Source organism: Rhizobium sp. P1_E1 (genome assembly GCF_056406015.1).
Map to the genome: position 1 here is coordinate 1 of NZ_JBFUAY010000111.1, position 17,993 is coordinate 17,993.

11 protein-coding genes are annotated in these 17,993 nt (G+C 59.1%); 7 read left to right on the forward strand and 4 right to left on the reverse strand.

Annotated elements, in window-relative coordinates:
* From AC1D1Z_RS26100 to AC1D1Z_RS26120, 5 genes are all read left to right on the forward strand, one after another.
* On the forward strand, positions 1–798 hold a 798-nt coding region (locus AC1D1Z_RS26100; RefSeq protein ID WP_477852006.1), incomplete at its 5' end, for a helix-turn-helix transcriptional regulator.
* 108 nt (positions 799–906) lie between these two features.
* Positions 907–1,344, forward strand: a complete 438-nt coding sequence (locus AC1D1Z_RS26105; RefSeq protein ID WP_131647722.1) for a VOC family protein — start codon at positions 907–909, stop codon at positions 1,342–1,344.
* Between the two features lie 52 nt (positions 1,345–1,396).
* Entirely contained in the window at positions 1,397–2,443 is a 1,047-nt protein-coding gene (locus AC1D1Z_RS26110) for an ABC transporter substrate-binding protein (protein WP_131647721.1), read from the forward strand.
* A gap of 8 nt (positions 2,444–2,451) precedes the next feature.
* Positions 2,452–3,240 carry an ABC transporter ATP-binding protein gene (locus tag AC1D1Z_RS26115; protein WP_018446148.1) on the forward strand — a complete coding sequence of 263 codons (789 nt, stop codon included), beginning with the start codon at positions 2,452–2,454 and terminating at the stop codon, positions 3,238–3,240.
* Complete coding sequence (locus tag AC1D1Z_RS26120; protein WP_131647720.1) at positions 3,237–4,007, forward strand: ABC transporter permease; 771 nt, start codon at positions 3,237–3,239, stop codon at positions 4,005–4,007. Before AC1D1Z_RS26115 ends, AC1D1Z_RS26120 begins: the two co-directional genes overlap by 4 nt.
* Positions 4,008–4,120: 113 nt before the next feature.
* Here the strand turns inward: AC1D1Z_RS26120 and AC1D1Z_RS26125 are convergent, their stop codons facing one another.
* Positions 4,121–4,966 (reverse strand): alanine--tRNA ligase-related protein, encoded by an 846-nt coding sequence (locus AC1D1Z_RS26125; RefSeq protein ID WP_245515911.1) that lies wholly within the window; start codon positions 4,964–4,966, stop codon positions 4,121–4,123.
* A gap of 170 nt (positions 4,967–5,136) precedes the next feature.
* Here AC1D1Z_RS26125 and AC1D1Z_RS26130 point away from each other — a divergent pair, with 170 nt between their 5' ends.
* Positions 5,137–5,568, forward strand: coding sequence for an antitoxin Xre-like helix-turn-helix domain-containing protein (locus tag AC1D1Z_RS26130; RefSeq protein ID WP_018070805.1), 432 nt, complete (start codon positions 5,137–5,139; stop codon positions 5,566–5,568).
* Entirely contained in the window at positions 5,565–6,047 is a 483-nt protein-coding gene (locus AC1D1Z_RS26135; RefSeq protein ID WP_447011326.1) for an RES family NAD+ phosphorylase, read from the forward strand. Before AC1D1Z_RS26130 ends, AC1D1Z_RS26135 begins: the two co-directional genes overlap by 4 nt.
* A gap of 15 nt (positions 6,048–6,062) precedes the next feature.
* Here AC1D1Z_RS26135 and AC1D1Z_RS26140 read toward each other — a convergent pair whose 3' ends face one another.
* The 3 genes from AC1D1Z_RS26140 to AC1D1Z_RS26150 all read right to left on the reverse strand — a co-directional run bounded on the left by AC1D1Z_RS26140 (position 6,063) and on the right by AC1D1Z_RS26150 (position 16,255).
* Complete coding sequence (locus tag AC1D1Z_RS26140) at positions 6,063–7,538, reverse strand: HlyD family type I secretion periplasmic adaptor subunit (RefSeq protein ID WP_131647045.1); 1,476 nt, start codon at positions 7,536–7,538, stop codon at positions 6,063–6,065.
* Positions 7,535–9,742, reverse strand: coding sequence for a type I secretion system permease/ATPase (locus AC1D1Z_RS26145; protein WP_131647044.1), 2,208 nt, complete (start codon positions 9,740–9,742; stop codon positions 7,535–7,537). The genes AC1D1Z_RS26140 and AC1D1Z_RS26145 overlap by 4 nt, the downstream gene beginning before the upstream one ends.
* Positions 9,743–9,808: 66 nt before the next feature.
* Positions 9,809–16,255 (reverse strand): hypothetical protein, encoded by a 6,447-nt coding sequence (locus tag AC1D1Z_RS26150; protein ID WP_131647043.1) that lies wholly within the window; start codon positions 16,253–16,255, stop codon positions 9,809–9,811.
* Positions 16,256–17,993 lie beyond the last annotated feature (1,738 nt).

Below are 17,993 nucleotides of genomic sequence, written 5' to 3' on the forward strand. Positions count from 1 at the left end.
GTTCAACGCGACATGATCGTCGAGACCTATCGCAGCGCCGCGGGGCAAATGATTTCGAGGGGCTCCCTTCATAGAATTTCGATCAACCGCACGGCGCACGGCAAATATGCCTATCGGCTTGGAAGCGGGGCATTCCGCAAAGTTGAGAGGCCGCCGTTCACCCTGGGATTTCAACCGGCCGCCACCATCCTTGAAGTCGATGGCGATGCGGCGGACTATATCTCGATCTTCCAGTCACCTGCGCTCTACAGCAGCATCGGCGGCTCTCGCTTCGATCCCGAGCATTGGGATAGTGATGCGCTGAGCGCGACGACTGATCCGACAACGCTGCAGGTGGCGCTCTCCCTTGCGTTCGCCGCCGAGAAGACCGGGCGCGACGACCCGCTTTTGATGCAGCATCTGGGGATGGCGCTCGCCTGCTGCGTTGTAAAGCTGCTAGGCGCCAAACCCGAAGTCGGCGATCGTCCGCTGACATCGGACAATCTCCGGCGTGTGATTGATTACATCGAGAACCTGCTTGGCAAATCCGATCTGAGTGTGGAGGAGCTGGCCGGGGTGGCCCATATGAGCCCCTTTCACTTCAGCAGGGAATTCAAACGGGCGGCCGGCATGGCACCGCATCGCTTCGTTCTCGAACGCAGGATCGAGCGGGCGCGACTTTACCTCGCCGATGGCAAGGAGACGCTTGCAAACATCGCTTATGCCACAGGCTTTTCCAGCCAGGCGCATTTCTCCAGCGTCTTTCGCCGGCTGATGGGGGCGACCCCGAAGGAATACCAGCGTTCGGTCCGTCTTTGAGCTAGCACCCGCCGATGGCAAATCAGCAATTTTGCGAAAGATAACCGCACGAATTTGAAATCTCTTGAGGCTGCGGTCTGCGAGGCTTTTCCGATCAGGAGGCCCCATATGACCGCTTTTGCGCAAACCAATCCGATTACCGACATCTGCTTTTTGGTCGAGGATATCGACAAAGCATCGTCCTTCTATGTCGAGCGGCTTGGCTTCAAACCTCGCCGCCGGGCTCCGGGCTTTGCCGATTTCAAAGGAGCGGGCGTGACGCTGGCGCTGTGGGAGATCGAACATATCGCCGAGAATACCGGCGTCTCAAGCCGCCGCGCCCCTCCAGGTGCGCACAAGGCCTGCGCGGCCATTGAGCTCGCCTCGCCAGAGCAGGTCGATGCCGCCTATGCGGAGCTGAAAGCTGCGGGCGTGCTCTTCCACGCACCGCCGCAGGACTATGTCTGGAACGCGCGATGCGTCTATTTCGCCGATCCTGACGACAATCTCTGGGAAATTTATGCGTGGTCCGCAGGCGGCCCGATTGGTGACATCGACCCGCAATAGCAAGCGCAATCGGCCGGTCGTCCAACAATCCAACAAGGGGAAGGCAAGCAATATGAACGGGGATGACAAACAATTCGTAGTCGGCAGGCGTACCGTCCTGAAGGGCGGAGCCTTTGCCCTTGCTGCAGCAACGGCAGGGATCAGCGTGTTCGTGCCGCGTCAATCGAATGCCGCCGCATCCAAGGTCGTCATCAAATATGACTGGCTGATGAGCAACGGACAGATAGGCGATATCGTCGCAGTCAAGCAAGGCCTGTTCGAGGCCGAGGGTCTCGACGTCGAGTTTTCCCCTGGCGGTCCCAATTCGGCAACGGTGCCGCCTGTGATCACGGGTGATGCGCAGCTCGGTCAATTCTCGGATTCGGCGCAGCTCCTTCTTGCCCGGTCATCCGGCGTGCCGATCAAGATCTTCGCCTGCGGTTTCCGCATGGCGCCCTTCGCCTTCTATTCGCTGCCCAAGGCGCCGATCCGCACCGTCAAGGATATGGTCGGCAAGCGCATCGGCATCCAGCCGACGGCCCGTTATGTCCTTGATGCCATTCTGCTGAAGAACGATATCGATCCCTCGAGCCTGACCATCACCAATATCGGCTTCGACATGACGCCGCTGATGACCGGCCAGGTCGATGCCGTGACCGGATGGATCACCAACACGCAGGCCCTTTCCATCATCGGCCCCGACCGCATCGATCTGATGATGAAGGACACGGGCCTTCCGTCCTATGCCAACGTCTATTTCGCCACCGACGATGCCGTAACCGGCCATGCCGAGACACTGGCAAAGGTGCTACGTGCCGTCGCCAAGGGCTGGGCCTGGACGCATGAACATCCTGAAGAGGCAGTCAAATTGACGGTAGAGGCCTATCCGCAACTCGATCTTGCCGTGGAGCTGCAGACGGTGCCGCGTATATTGTCGCTGAGCTTCGATGCGACAACAGGCAAGGATGGCTGGGGCAGCTTCGATCCGGCCGCTCTTGCCGAGCAGATTTCCGTCTACGACAAGATCGGCCAATTCAAGAGCGGCGCGCCGAAGCTGGAGGATTGCTATACGACTGCGATACTCGACATGACGGCGGGCGACCGTCCGAAGATTGCGTGAGAGCGGATTTGCCTGAAGCAGCGGCCATCGAAACCAGGGATTTGGCTGTCGGTTATGCCGGCGCTGTCGAGACGACCCGCATTCTGTCCGGCGTCGACCTCAGCGTCGGCAAGGGTGAGTTTCTGACCATTCTCGGTCCTTCCGGCTGCGGCAAGTCGACCTTGCTGCGTGCGGTGGCGGATCTTCTTCCGCCGCTTGACGGGCAGTTGTCGGTGCTCGGCAGGACGGCGTCGGAGGCGCGCCGCAGGCGCGAGGTCGCCTTCGTCTTTCAGGATGCAACGCTGTTGCCCTGGCGGACCGTGAGGGAGAATGTCGCGCTGCCGCTGCAGGTGGGGAAGAAGAGCGTCCCGCGATCGGTCGACCCGCGGCCCGACCATTGGATCGAACTGGTCGGCCTGTCGCATCTGGCCGACCGCTATCCGCATCAATTGTCCGGGGGCCAGCGCCAGCGCGTCGCCATAGCGCGCGCGCTTCAATGCGAGCCGGATATCCTGCTCATGGATGAGCCTTTCGGTGCGCTCGACGAGATCACCCGCGAACGACTGAACGACGAGCTTCTGGACGTCTGGCGCCGGACCGGCACGACCATCCTGTTCGTGACCCACAGCGTCATCGAGGCGATCTATCTCGGCGGACGCGTGCTGGTCCTGGCGGCCAATCCGGGCCGTGTCCAGGCGCTGATCGATCTTACACCGCTGAAAGACGAGCGTGGCCTCTGTCGGCGCGAGAGCCTYGATGTCCAGGAGACCGCAGCCCATCTGCGCCAATTGCTGCAGCAGGGGAGTTCGGCTGCATGAGGCACCGTCCGTTGTCATTCACCGAGGCGATCGGCCTTCCTGTTATCGGCGCCCTTTCGCTGGTACTTGCCTGGCAATGGCTGGTGCCGGCGCTCGGTATTCCCGGTTATATCGTTCCAACGCCGCTGGCGATCCTGCGCACGCTTGGCATCGAATGGCGCTTCCTTTTGTCGAATGCGATCCCGACATGGGGCGAGGCGGGCCTCGGCTTCCTCCTGGGCAATAGTCTCGCCGTGATCCTGGCGGTTGCCTTTGTCTATAATCCGCGGTTCCAGGCCGCCTATTTTCCCGTTGTCCTGCTCTTCAACACCATCCCGGTGCTGGCGCTCGCACCGATCATCATCCTGATCTTCGGCCTCGGCATGCTGCCAAAGGTCATCATCGCCGCTCTCATCTGCTTCTTCCCAACCCTGGTGAATACCGCCCGGGGCCTCAATCTGGCGACTGCGAGCGAGCTTGACCTGATGCACGTGCTTTCGGCGAGCGGGTGGGAGACCTTCTGGCGCTTGCGCGCCCCACGGTCCGCCCCCTTGCTCTTTGCGTCGCTGCGCATTTCGGCGACCACCTGTGTGATCGGCGCGATTGTCGGGGAGTGGATCGGTTCGAACCAGGGGCTGGGTGCCGTCATCATCCAGTCGACATTCAACTATCAGGCGGAAAGGCTTTTTGCCGCCGTCGTGCTCGCCTCTTTCTCCGGCATCGTCTTTTATGCCGCTGTTGCCCAGATCGAGCGGATTTTCCGTCGGCTGCATCAGGGGCAAGGCTGAAACCTCGGCGCGAACGAACGCCGCCTGGGCAAACTGGAGGCGGCCGAAACGCTGACGCTTTCCAGGATATGGCAAGGCCTCCCGCTGTTCTCTGCGGGAGGCCTTGCGCCTTGCTACTCGTCCGCGGTCTCCCGGATGTCGGAGAGATCGATGCCGTGAGTGTCGAACCACCAGTCGGGACTCATCTCGGGATGCCGGTCACGCAGACGCAGATATTTGGCGCGCAGCCGCTTCTGGCGCTCGACCTCTTCTGTGAAGAAAGGATGATCGAGCGTGCCGCCCATCTTGTGGATGCGACGGAGCAGTTTTCGCAAGACGTATCCCTGCTCCTTGTTGCCCGGCCGGTAGCCGCTTTCCACGATTGTCATGACCGTCTCGCACAGCGTTCCGAGCGCATCGTCCTGCGGTGTGCCGTTGACGATCATGTCGAGACGCTCGAGGCCGAAGCCGACGTCGATGCAGCTTCCAAGCGGATTGACGATGTTTCCGATCTCGACGCCGTCCTTATAGAACTCGGTGCAGTATCCGCTGATGCTGCCATCGCTCCACATGCATTCCGGATCCGGCACGATGGGCACACGCCCGCCATAGAGCGGCGTCCATTCCACCAGACGATCCGGATGGATCGTCACATGATCCGGCACGAGCCCCAGCGTTCCCAGAAACTCGAGCCAGAAATCGATGGCGCTGCCGACGGTCATTTTCCTAAACGAGAAAAGGCCGAGCATGGTGAAATGGAGAAGATGAGTTCCGTCGCCGATCTCGTCGAGGTCGCCCATACGCAGGCAGGCCTGGCTGTTTGCGACGGTTCCACTATGGGAGGGATCGGAGAAGAGGGGCTTGTACTGCTGCATTCCAGCGCTGCAGAAGAGCGTGGTATCGTCATGCGGCCGTACGGATTCGATGCGTATGAAATCAATGCCCTTGGAAAGGCAGAAGTCTTGATATTTCTGGATCAGGCGTCCCGCGGTGACATAGGCAACCTCCTTCGTTGTTCGAGCCTTCGGAAAATATAGAGGTCTCCGGCGCGCAGGGCAATCCGCTGCTATCGGAGATAAGCCGGATCGGCGCTATTGATCATTGTCTCACTTGAGACTAAATATAACATCAAGTGAAAAGGACCATGACCATGATGGGATTTGCAGTCATCGCCGATGTTCTCGGATTGCCCGCCAGGGAGCCGGCGTCGCGTTCGGCCTTCGGCCTGCTCTCAAGCATCGAGGAAGGTTTGCCGGTCAAGGCGCTTGATCGCATGGCGCTGCTCCTGGCGCCTGATGATACCCAGTTCAAATACCGGCTCGTTCCAAAGGCCACCTATGAGCGGCGCAAGTCCAAGCATCGGCTCTCTTCCGACGAGGGCATAAAGCTCGCGCGTCTGGCGCGCGTCTGGGGATCGGCGCTCGATGTCTGGCAGACCGAGACCGAGGCACGTGATTTCCTGTTTCGTCCGCATGCGATGCTGGAGGACAGGCGGCCGATCGACGTGGTCATCCAGAGCGAGATCGGCGGCGAACTCGTGCTCGATATCCTCGGAAGCCTGAAATACGGCAGCGCTGCGTGAACGCACAGCATCTCGACCGCACGCTGACATCCGTCCGCATCGGAGATCCCAGTGGAACCTATCCGATCTTCGACGCCACCGGCTCGACCATCGCACCGGGCCGGTGGAACACGTCGGGCAGCCCGATCATCTACACGAGCGAACACTATTCGACCGCGCTGCTGGAAAAGCTCGTCCATGGCAGCGGGAGGCTGCCGCCCAAACAGCACTATGTCACGATCACCCTGCCGCGGGGGCTAAGCTACGAGGTCTTCTCCGAGCCCGCGCTGCCCGGCTGGGACAGCATGCCGGCAAACGTCAGCAAGGCTTTCGGCGAACGCTGGTACCAGGAAAAACGTAGCGCCATCCTACTGGTGCCAAGCGTCGTCGCCCGCGTCGACCGCAACATATTGATCAATCCCGCCCACCCGGAATTCCCCTCAATCACGACAAGCCTCCACCAACCCGTCTTCTGGGATCGCCGTTTGTTCGGCATCTGATGGGTTCGGGGCAGGCTAACGTTCTTGCATCGCTTCCGAAGCAACTTCAGCCAGCGGCGAGTAGAGATATTCGAGGATGCGCCGGCTGCCGGTCTTGACCTCAACGGTGACGGACATGCCCGGTGAGAGCGCAACGCGCGTTCCGCCGATGTCGATGCTTGCGACATCCGGCTTGATGGTGACCGGGAAGACCAGGTTCTGGACACGTTGCGCATTGCCGATCGGAATCATGCTCTGCAGCTCCTTGGCCGGCTGGCCTTCGAGCTGCTGCGCATCAGGCTCCGGAATGGCGTCGGTCGCGACTCTGGTGACCTTGCCGTTGAGGATGCCATAGCGGGTAAAGGGAAAGGCTTCGACCTTGATGACCGCAGGCTGTCCCGGCGAGACGAAGCCGATGTCCCTATTCGGCAGATAGGCTTCGATTTCAAGAGAGGCGTCGTCCGGGACGATCCGCATCAATTCCGCGCCCGCTGTCACCACCTGGCCGACCGTGGTAATGGCCGATGTCTGGACGATGCCGTTGATCGGGCTTTTGATCGTCATCGACTCCAGCCGCTTGGCCGCCTTGACCAACTGCTGTTCCTTCTCGTCGATCTCTCGCGATGCCTGCGCCTGTTTCTGAGCGTTGTCGGCGACGAAGGTCTTGATGGCTTTCAGGCCTTCACTCGTCGCCGCGACGATCGCGGTTTCGGCCTCTGCCCGCTGACCGATCTGCTCTGCAAGGGTTGCCTCTTCCTTCTGCCTGATCTCGACGGCGTCGATGACGCCAGATCTCGAGCCCGCGCTGAGATCGACGAGATTGGAGCGCATGGTGACACGATCTGCAAGCGTTGCCACCAGAGCCCGCTGGGCGGTGACCATCTCGGTGTACCTCTTCAGCGCGGCGAACTGCTGATTTCGCTGGGCCGCGAGACTGTCGAGTGTCGATGCGAGTTGCTCGAGATCGGAAGTGTAGAGCAGCGCCTCCCGCGTGCGGATCTCCGCCGGGATGGAATCAGAAAATTCTGGGACGATCTCAATCCTTCGCGTTCCGCTCCAGAGATCGCTGCGCTGCCAGGTGTTAACCTCAGCCAATGCCGCGCTGCGCCTCGTGACCTCTGCCCGCAATGCCGCGAGGCTGGTGGTCAGCGTGTTGACCTCGGCCCGGGCTTCGGTCGGGTCAAGCTCGACGAGAATGTCTCCGGCTTCCACCATGGCGCCATTCGAGACCGGAACCGCGATCGTCTTTCCGACTTCGATCGACTGGATCACCTTGACGCGTCCCGTCGGCTGGATTTTACCCTGGGCGGTCGCGACGATGTCGAACGTGCCGATATAACTCCATGCGAGCGCGCCGGCGGTGAGCAGGCAGATGAACCAGATCAGCGCCGTGCGGATCGGCGAAGCCGGTGTTTCGAGAATCTCGAGTGCTGCCGGCAGGAACTCGTTGTCCACCTGCAGTCGCTTCTGTGGCTTCGGCGGAAGCCGGGGAGGTTGGACGGCCTGGTTCATGACTGGATTGGCCCCGTCTGCAATTGCCACAGATGGGCATAGAGCCCGCTCGGGCGGGCAAGCAGCGTCTCGTGTGTTCCCTCTTCGACGATGCGCCCGTCCTTCATGCCGATGATGCGGTTGCAATGCCGCACGGTTGCCAGGCGATGGGCGATGATGATGACGGTGCGGCCGCGGACGATCTCGCGCATATTGCCGAGAATGATGCGTTCACTCTCATAGTCGAGCGCGCTCGTCGCTTCATCGAGAATGAGGATCGGCGGATTGGTCGCAAGGGCGCGTGCAATGGCCAGACGCTGCCTTTGTCCACCRGAAAGATTGGCGCCGCGCTCCTCGATCAGCGTGTCGTAACCGCGCGGTAGTTTGGCGATGAACTCGTCGGCGCCTGAGAGTCGCGCCATCTGGATGGCGGCCGCCCGCGACATGGCCGGATTGACCATGCAGATATTGTCGTGGATCGTCCGGTTGAACAGCATGTTTTCCTGAAGCACCACGCCGATATTCGACCGCAGCCAGGCCGGATCGACCTGGGCTATATCCTGGCCGTCGACGAAGACCTGGCCGTTGTTCGGGATATAGAAGCGCTGCACCAGCTTGGTCAGCGTCGATTTGCCGGAGCCGGAGGGGCCGACGATGCCGATGACTTCGCCCGGACGGATGGAAAAGCTGATGTCCTTGAGAACATCCTGGCCATCCGGGGAATAGCGGAAGTTCACCGACTTGAAGCCGATCGCGCCTTTCGGCGGCGGCAGGCTGACGGCAACGCTTGGGCGTGGCTCCTGCGGAGCGTTCAGAATATCCGAGAGCCTGGCGACGGAGACCTGCACCTGCTGGAAATCCTGCCAGAGCTGCGACAGGCGCAGGATCGGCTGGGAGACCTGACCGGCGATCATGTTGAAGGCGACCAAGGCGCCGACACTCAATTCACCGTCGATGACCGCCTGTGCGCCGAAGAGCAGCAGGGCGGCTGAGGTGATCTTGTTGACATACTGGATGGTGTTCTGACCCTTGGCCGCCAGCATGGTCGCCAGGAACGACGAGTGCACATAAGCAGCCAGCCGCTCTTCCCATTGCGAGGAGACCACCGGCTCGACCGCCGATGCCTTCAGCGTCTGTATGCCGACGACGGTCTCGACGAGCAGTTGCTGGCTGAAGGCGCCGCGCTCGAACTTCTCGTCGATCCGCTCCTTGAGGAACGGGCGGATCAGAAATCCGATCGCCATGTAAAAGGGAATGGAGGCGACGACGATCCAGGCGAGCTTGGAGGAATAGGAAAACAGCACGAAGATGAAGATGATGGTAAAGATCAGGTCGAGGCCTGAGAACAGGCCCTGACCCGTCAGGAAATTGCGGATGGTTTCGAGCTCGCGGACTCTTGCGACCGTCTGGCCGGTGGCGCGGGTCTCGAAATAGCTGAGCGGCAGGTTCAGGAGATGCCGGAACAGGCGGCGGCCGAGCTCGACATCGATGCGGTTCGTCGTATGCGACAGCGCATAGGTTCTGAGATATTGCAGCACGACGTCGAACAGCCCGACGGCAGCGAGGCCGACGACGAGGACGATCAGCGTCGAATAGCTGCGATGTGCCAAAACCTTGTCGACGACGACCTGGAAGAACAGCGGCGTCACCAGCGCGAAGATCTGGATGACGAGCGAGGCGATCAGCACATGGCCGAATGCCCGCCGATAGCGCCAGATCGCCGGCAGGAACCAGCGGAACCCGAAATTCTGCTGCGAGGCACCGGGGCCGGCAAAACGGCGCTGGACCAGGATGAACTCGCCCGAGGTCAGCGCGAGAAGCTCCTCGGCCTCGACATTGCGGACGGAGAAATCGATGGGATTGATCAGCCGATATCGCCCCTCGGCTGCTACCCCAGCGAAGACCGCGAAGGTGCCGTCCTTCAGCGAGGCGAGCGCCGGCGCCGGAAGGGTCGTCAGCCGTTTGGCGTTATCGACGCGGACAGTGCGCGCCTTCAGGCCGACGATCTTTGCTGCGCGAAGCAGGTCGTCGCGTGTGGCCGGCATCGTCAGCGCCAGCTCACGGATCAACGTTTCCGGGCGTGACGCGATCCTGAAGTAACCGGCGACAGCAGAGATCGCCGCCAGTCCGCTGTCGGCGACTGCTGCTTCGGGTGCGTTATTTGATTCGCCATTGCTCTCCGCCGCCACCGCGTTACGGTCGGGTGCTGTCTGAATGTTTACCATGTTCGGGATCAACGAAAGGCGGATATGCCGGCTCTGCAAAGCGCCGGCATGAGGCAGGGGATCGTGTTATGCGACATTGGCCGCCTGACTGGACCGTACGGCGAGCATGGCATCACCGACCAGATATTGGTTGGTGCCGTTGACGGTTTGATAGGAGCTGGTGCCTGCGATCATGGAACCATCGGCGAAGGATTGTGTCCCATCGCTGCTCGGTATCAGGTTGATCAACCGGATGCCAGCATCCGTCATCGTCTGCAACTCGCCGGCATCGCTGACGCCGTTTTGGTTGAGATCGCGCCAGACCCTGAATTCGCTCCAACGGTCATCGTTGAGATCGAGGACGTTGTCGCGGTTGGTGTCGAACGCACGCCGCAGGCCGTCAAGATCCGAGGTCGACTCGTTACTCCAGGCGCCAAACGCCATTTCCAGCCCCTGGTCAATCTTCCCATCGGGACCTGCCAATCCGTCGGCACTAAGATCGATTGCGAGGAAGCCGTCCTGTGGACCGACCCAGGCGGATTGATCGGCCACACCATCGCCATCCCAATCGAAGCCCACCGATGTGGCGAGCGAGTCAAGAGGGCGAAGATCGACATGGCCATCGCCATTAAGGTCCAAAAGAACGGGACTGGTGCCTCTCGCGATAACACGCCCTTGTGAATCGTACTTTTTCCACCAATCCAACTTGCCATTTTGGTCGGAATGGTACTCGTACTCTATGCGGGTACCATCATCGAAATAGGTGTCCCCACTGGTCCTGATGCCGTACCTGTCATAGCGGATTATCAGCGTTTTCCAGGTCTGGTTATTCAGATAGTCGCGGTAGTCGTGCACCCACTTCTTTGCTTCGTCCATTTGCGTGAAAACGTGCATGAGGACGTTCGATGATGAATACGATTCTGTCGTATACCGCCAATTACTGGCGTTACCGACGTCATAAGTCGTCTTGTCCGTTTGACTGTTGTCGAAGGTCGTTTCTTCGTAAGTCGTCTGTCCGGCGCTATTCTGAATCACGAGATGGTATGACCAGTTTCCAGCGTTCGCCCGATCCCACGCCTCGTAGCGCTTGCCGCCGTTGTCGTAATAGGTGTTCTGAATGGTGAGCTGGCCGCTGGCATTGTAGGAATAGTCGACGCGAGACCATTCCACCGCATTGGCGGGATCGTAGCTGGTGATATAGCGTGTGCTGTCATCATTGACTTGATCGACCCCAACCAGCCTATTTGCAGTGTCATAAGACTGCTTGATAGTCGACCATGACTGAGTGCCGGCAACATCATAGGCGGTCTTCGTTCCGTTGTCGGCCGTTTCAAGCTTGTAAGTCAGCTGTCCAGCCGCATTGTAGTTCTGTTGCACCTGCGACCACGCCGCAGCATTCGATGGATCGAAGCTGATCTCGATCCGCGATCCGTCGTCGTAAAACTGCTTTTCCAACGTCTTGTTGCCGGCAGTGTCATATTGCTGCTCGACACTTTTCCACGTTTGCGCACTCAGCGGGTCGTAGAAAGTGACGGTTGTCAGCAAGCCGGCCTTATTGGCATTGGCGACACTCAGTTGCTTGCCGCTCGCCCCGTCATAAGTCGTCGTCACGGAGCTTCCATCGGCCGCGACGATGGTCTCGGCGGTCTTGCGGCCAGCCGAGTCCGTCGTGAGGCTGGAGGAAAGCGAGCCGAGCGCGGTGACGACATTGACGGTCGTCTGCGTCATTGCACCGCTGGCGTTGAGATCGACCTTGGTCAGGGTGATCGAGCCATCGGCATGCGTCACCGCCGTCTCGGTATGGTCGATGGTGCCGTTGTTGCCGGCATCCTTCGACAGCGTGGTGATCAAGCTGTCGGCACTGGTTGCGATCGTACCCTTGGCCGTGACCGTGCCACTGGCGTTGGTTTCCGTCACCGCCGTGACGACGGAGCCGTCGACCTGGATGGTCGACTGCATCACCGTCTCATAGACACCATTGCCGTCATAGTCGTATTTGGCGATCTTGGTGCGGCCATCCGCTGACGTGGTTGTCTCGATCTTGGCGGCGATCGCCTGGGTCCAGTAAACGACACCTGGCGTCAGGTTGGAGGCCATTCGCGCGGTTGCATTGTTCGTGACAACAGAGACCGATGCGCCAGTGGAATCGACGGTGACGGTCTCGTCCTGATCGGGGGTGCCGTCGCCGTTGATATCCTTCGACGTCGTCCTCACCCTGCCGTCGACCGACGTCTGGATCGTCGTCTTGGCGGCTAGCGTGCCGGCCAGAAGATCCGTATCTGAGATCACCGTCGTGCTGCTTCCGTCGGCATTGGCGGTAAAATTCGTCACCCGCTGACGGTCGAGCGTGCCATTGCCGTCGAGATCCCAGGTGGTCGTCGTCACGCGGCCGTCGGCGGATACGACGACGGTCGACTTGTCCTTGACCGTTGTTCCGCCGGCCTTGAAGTTGGTGGTGACCGAGGTCTGGATGCCGGAATTGGCGGTGACCGTCTCCTGACGCTGATCGACGACGCCATCGCCGTTGCCGTCGCGGTCGATGGTGACGGTAAGCTTGTCGGCGCTGGTGAGGGTGACGATCTTACCGATCAGGGCGCCGCCACTATTCCTGGTCTCGACGGTCTCGCGAATGGCGCCATCCGCCAGCACGGTGGTCGTGTCGGTGACGGTCTGGTTGCCAAAGCCCGGACGCTCCTGGCTGGATGTTATGATCAGGCCGTTCGCGCTTATCGTGGTGGTGGTCCTGGAGATCAGTGAACCATCAGCCGCCCTCTTGCTTTCCACCGTCCTGATCTTGGTGCCGTCAGTTTTCCCGGCGTCATCCTTTTTCAGGGTCGTTTTATCCGTTGCGATCTGGCTATAGGAGCCGGTGCCGGTCGGATCAGCCTTGGTGGTGATGGACAAGCCCTTGGCGTCCGTTTCGACCAGATATCTGCTGGTCAGCGTCGTGCCGGTAAAATTGCTGACCGTCTGCGTCTTCGAGCCATCGGCGTTGAGCACGGTTACGTCGGTCCGGCTCTTGTCAAAGGTAGTGCCGCCACCGGTGCCGGCGGTATCCCATTTTGTTGTGACGGTCAGGCCGTCTCCGGACACTTCGGTCAGCGTGATGCTCTTGGTGACACCGCTGACGATATCCTTCGTCGTGGTCGCCGTGCTGCCATTCGCTTTCAGAACCGTCGTGTCGGTCGTCTTCTTGTCGACCGTGCCGTCGCCATTGCTGTCGTATTCGACAGTCTGGGTCAGGCCGTCGGCAGAGGTCGTGACGGTCTTCGTATCCTTCAGCGCGGCATTGGCGCCGAAGTCACTGAGGGTTTGGATCGTCGAGCCGTTGGTCTGCTTTGCTGTGACCGATTTTTTGTCGACGATGTTATCGCCGTCAACGTCGGTGGTGACCGTGGTCGTAAGACCGTGTGCAGCGACCGCGGTGACGGCCTTGCTTTCCAGCGTCGTCCCATCCGCCTTGAAGTATGATAGGGTCTGCTTCGTGCCGCCATCGGCGTTGAGAACGGTGATGTCGCTCATGGAGCGAACGGTCGCCCCATCGGCATCGGCCCAGCTCACCGTCTTGGTCAGGCCGCTGGCTCTGACATAAGCCGTCGTGCGCGAGATCAGCACATCGCCGGTGCCCTTCTTCGAGATTGTCTCCGTGCGGCTACCGTCCGCGTTCAGCACCGTGACGTCAGTGGTGACGAGTTCGAAGTCGCCATTGCCGTCAAGGTCGGAACTCGAGGTGTTCGACAGCCCGTCATCCGAGGTGGTAACGACGGCCTGGCTTTCGAGCACGTCGAGAGCCTTATATTGCTTGACTTCGTCCTTCCGCGTTCCAGCATTGTCGATGGTGATCGTTTCCACGAAGTCGTCAACGGTATCGGCGTCGATCTTCGTGGTCACTGTAGTTGTTTTCTGGTCGGCACTGACCTTAATGATCTTTTGCGAGATCAGTGTGGCGTCGGAGGCCTTCACTGATTCGGTCGTGGTGACCGATCCGGCCGATTCGAGCGGCGTTTTCTTCCACGACAAGGTTCGATCGATCGTGCCATCGCCATCCAAATCGTAATCGGTCGATCCGGAAAGGCCGTTGAGGTTGGTCGTCACCTTCGTCGAGTTTGCGAGCGTCGTTCCCCGGAAATTCGATACGGTCTGGAACTGCAGTCCATAGGTGTCGAAGGTTGTGACATCGGTCGTCTTGGTATCGACCACCTCGTCGGCGTTGATGTACTCGCTCGTCGTGATCGACATGCCGTTGCCGCTGGTGACGATCGTCTTCTTGTTAAGACGCGTGGCATCGCTGCTGGTCAGAGAGATCGTCTCGGTCGTGCTGCCATCTGCATTCAGCACTGTCTGGTCGCTGGTGATCCGGTCRCCGACGCCGTCGTGATTCAAATCGGCCGACACGGTCTTGGTCAGGCCATTGCCGCTGATGTCGGTGATTGTCGTGCTGATCGTCGATGCATCCGCTGCGTATTGCCKCTCCCAGATGTTGACATTGCCGCTGACCGAGGTCGTCTCGACCCGGCGTGTATCGGTCCTGCCGTCGCCATCCGCATCCGTCACGATGGTGGTGCTACGGCGATCGGCGCTGACTTCAGTGACGATCTGAGAGTTGAGCGTTCCGTCGGCGCTCGTGCTCCTCACCGTTTCAGTGCGCTTGCCGGTGCTGTCGAGAACGATGACGCTTTTCGTGGTATCTTCGAAGACGCCGTCGCCGTTGGCATCGGTCTTGACGGTTTGGGTCAGACTGTTGGCCGTTGTGGTCGTAATAGTCTTTCCGGTCAGGGTGCCGTTTCCGCTGGTCGACGTCACGTTTTCCGTGCGACTGCCGTCGGAATTGGTGGTGATGACATCCGTCACCACGAGATCGTTGACGGTATCGCCATCGGCGTCGGTATACGTCGTCTTCGACAGACCACCGGCCAATGTTTCGGTGATGGTCTTTCTGACCAGCGAGCCGTCGCTGTTGAGGGCGCTGACTGTGTTGGTCGTCTTTCCGTCCGTGCCAATCACAATCGTGGTCAGGCTGTCGTTCTTGGTGTCGCCGTTCGCATCCTCGGCGATCGTGATCGACTTGCCGTCGAGGCTGGTCGTAGTGACCGTCTGCGACAGCAGCGTACCGATCGTCCCGGTCTTGGTGCGATGCTGGATCGTCTGCGTCCGGTTGATGGCGTCGATTACCGTCACATCGGTATCGGTGAAATCGATAACGCCATCGGCGTTCACGTCGCTATTAGCCGTCGTCGACAAACCATTGGCGGTGGTGATCGTCGTCGTTTTCGAGCGCAGAATAGAGGATGCGTTGGTGTTGTAGGTCGAAGTGACGAGCGTCACGTCGCCTGATGCTGCTGTGGTAGATGTGGTGACAGTTTTGGTTTCGCGGGGTCCGTTACCGTCGGCATCGACCGATACAGTGATGGTGCGGCCGTCAGCACTGGTTGACGTGTCGACCTCTGATAGAACCTTGCCGTTGGAGCTGCGGTCAATCGCTGTTTTGGTGCGGCTGCCATCCGCCGCAACTGTGGTGGTCTCGGTGATGATATCGTCGTAGACGCCGTTGCCGTCGCGATCGAGGCTGGTCGTCTTCACCAAGCCGTCGGCGGACGAAGCGACCATCGACTTCTTCAGGAGCGTGCCGTTGACACTGAGCTGTTCCGTCGCCGTCGTGGTCGATCCATCGGCGTTCTGGACGTAAGTCTGGCGTTGGTCGACGGTGCCGTCGCCGTCCTGGTCCACGCTGGTCGTCACCGTCAGATGATCGGCGCTGGTAACCGTCGTAGTGCGATCCTTCAGCGATCCGTCGGCATTGAAGTTGGAGACGGTCTTCGTCTGGACGCCGGCAGCATCGATAGCCAGGACGTTGGTCTGCGAGCGGTCGAAGGTGCCGTTGCCGTCGTCGTCGAACTGCGTCTGGACGCTTTTTCCATCGGCGCTTGTCGTTACGACATTGCGGAAGGCCAGGCTGCCGTCCGCATTGTAGGCAAGGATCGTCTTCTCTACCGAGCTGTCGGCCTTCGTTACGCTGGTTGTCTTGACGATATAGGCGGTATCATCGTTCGCCAATGTGGCGTCGCCAACCGTGCCCGTCGTGCCGTCGGAGCGGGTAAAGGTGGTCGTTCCTGTGATGGCGGAGCCATCGTCATAGGTTTGGCCGCTGCCCTTCGGCGTCAGGTCGATCGAGGTGATGCCGAGGCTGTCAAGGGTCACCAGTTGACCGTTCACCTCCACCCGGAATTTCGACCATTGGGCATCGCCAGCATCGAGTTTACCGTTGCCGTTGGTATCGAAGACATGCTTCAGCGCCTCGAGGTCGCTCGTCGCCGAAGAATCCCACTCGGTGAAGGCGAATTCGCTCGACTGGGTGATCTTGCCATCGCCATTCGCGTCGATGATGAGAACGCCGGTGCCGGTTCCCGCCCAGGCGGTGCGATGCTGGTAGCCGTCACCGTCGAGATCCAGGAATTTAGACGAGGTCGACAAGGTCTCGACGCTTAAGCCGTTGCCGCTCAAATCAAGAAGAACCGGCCTCCGGGATGAACGCATCTCAGACTGTTCATGACGCTGATCCTGGATATTGCTGCGGGACGAAGACGTGCTTGAACTGCTGCCCGAGGATCGAACCGATTGTTGTTCATTACGCTGCGTTTGTACATTTGAACGCGCAGAACCACTGCCCGAACTTCCACCGGTGGATCGAACCGATTGCTGTTCATTGCGTTGCGATTGTATATTCGAGCGGGAAGAACCGCCACCCGATCTCATGGATTGCTGTTCTTGGCGCTGCTGCTGAATATTGGGCGGATCCGAAACGCGCATCACCGGCGCTGAATGTACGGTTACGGCACGCTCGTCCCGTGCTTCAAGTGAGAGTGCAGACCTTTGGTCGGCCGCGAGTACTATCGCAGCCCGCTCGTCCCGTGCTTCAAGTGAAAGCGGGGATATTTGGCCGGCCGCGAGTGCTGCCGCCGCCCGAAATCCACTCCAATCCTCGGGACGCATCTGCTCCTTGGGGGTATCAAAGCCTGCGTGGTCAGGCAACGCATCCATATCTTTTTGCTTTATCGCGGGAGCAGTATACGCAAACTGACGGTTTATATAGAATCCTGGATTCCAGGTCGACGCGGGGATGCCGGATCCGGATGCATACGGTTGATTGCCGTATGCATCCGAAATGAGTGTTACCGTCCCGGCCGCCCCATAGGCCGGGGCACGAACGTTTGTTCCTTTAACAGAGACTTCCCCTCCGGCCGTTATTCTGCCGGTCAAAGTTAACCCGTTGTCCGCATCGAGCACCGGTCCAATGAAACCGGAGATATAACTAAATGAGGTGGGCCGCCTCGTTAAGGAAAGACCAGCCCCGAGCCCCTTGACGGCCCCGGTATCGGGATCGAACAGTCCAAGCACGCCAAAAAGCCCCGCACTAACTTGAACCGAACTAGGCCAGGCACTCAGTGATGAGGGGAAGTTGGCAGTGACCGAAAAAGGACCCCATCCACCGTTGTAGCCGTATTGCATTTGACCCTTAGCGGAGTATGCCGAATCCTTTTTGTTGAAATTCAAATTCCCCATATCATTCACCTAGCCCATATACTTAAGTTGTAACTACCTGGACGAAACCATCATCAATGGCGCAATCAAGAGCAATAAAGACAATCCAATAAGTAATGGCCGCCCATAGCAAACTCTAGATTTGTTCGACATAAGATCTTTACTATCGGTTGAGTCACCCTTGTACATCCTCGATCCAATATTGCTATCCAAGTCGAAATTCCATTTGTTTCTTTTGTAGAAAATAATTTCTTTTGTTTCTTCAACTGCTAAAAATAGAGATATCAGTGAAAGTATTACAGTATTTATGGCAACACCATCGCCGTTGAGAAATTTCTCTACTAAAAACAAATCAGCCCCCTTTGAACGCGCTGCAATCTCACCCTTGCGCGTTGCGCTGCCGTGCTCGGGCGAACATTGATGTACTCTTGGAAACTTTGAACATATCGGTGTCAATTGTCATAAACCGTAATGAAGCTATTGTTTATACTCTTGAAGCCGCCTTTGAATTTATTTACTTCAGGCCCATCGGGATACCTAGCCTCATTTCCTTGAAATATTGGCGAAGATGACTCATCGTTTGCCCGCGGGTCGCTTCAGTAGCCACATTCGCGCCGGATCCAATTCCAATCGCCGGCAGCGGCGATCGAGTAACAACGGAGTCCGCCATGATTGTTTTATCTTCTCTTAAAAAATGTTTTCAACTTTACCGTTTGAAATAGCGGTAGAGTCT

What these genes read in the sequence shown, in the direction of transcription:
- AC1D1Z_RS26140 (WP_131647045.1), bottom strand. Translation starts at nt 7,538, where the DNA reads ATGAACCAGGCCGTCCAACCTCCCCGGCTTCCGCCGAAGCCACAGAAG.
- AC1D1Z_RS26105 (WP_131647722.1), top strand. Translation starts at nt 907, where the DNA reads ATGACCGCTTTTGCGCAAACCAATCCGATTACCGACATCTGCTTTTTG.
- AC1D1Z_RS26120 (WP_131647720.1), top strand. Translation starts at nt 3,237, where the DNA reads ATGAGGCACCGTCCGTTGTCATTCACCGAGGCGATCGGCCTTCCTGTT.
- AC1D1Z_RS26110 (WP_131647721.1), top strand. Translation starts at nt 1,397, where the DNA reads ATGAACGGGGATGACAAACAATTCGTAGTCGGCAGGCGTACCGTCCTG.
- AC1D1Z_RS26130 (WP_018070805.1), top strand. Translation starts at nt 5,137, where the DNA reads ATGATGGGATTTGCAGTCATCGCCGATGTTCTCGGATTGCCCGCCAGG.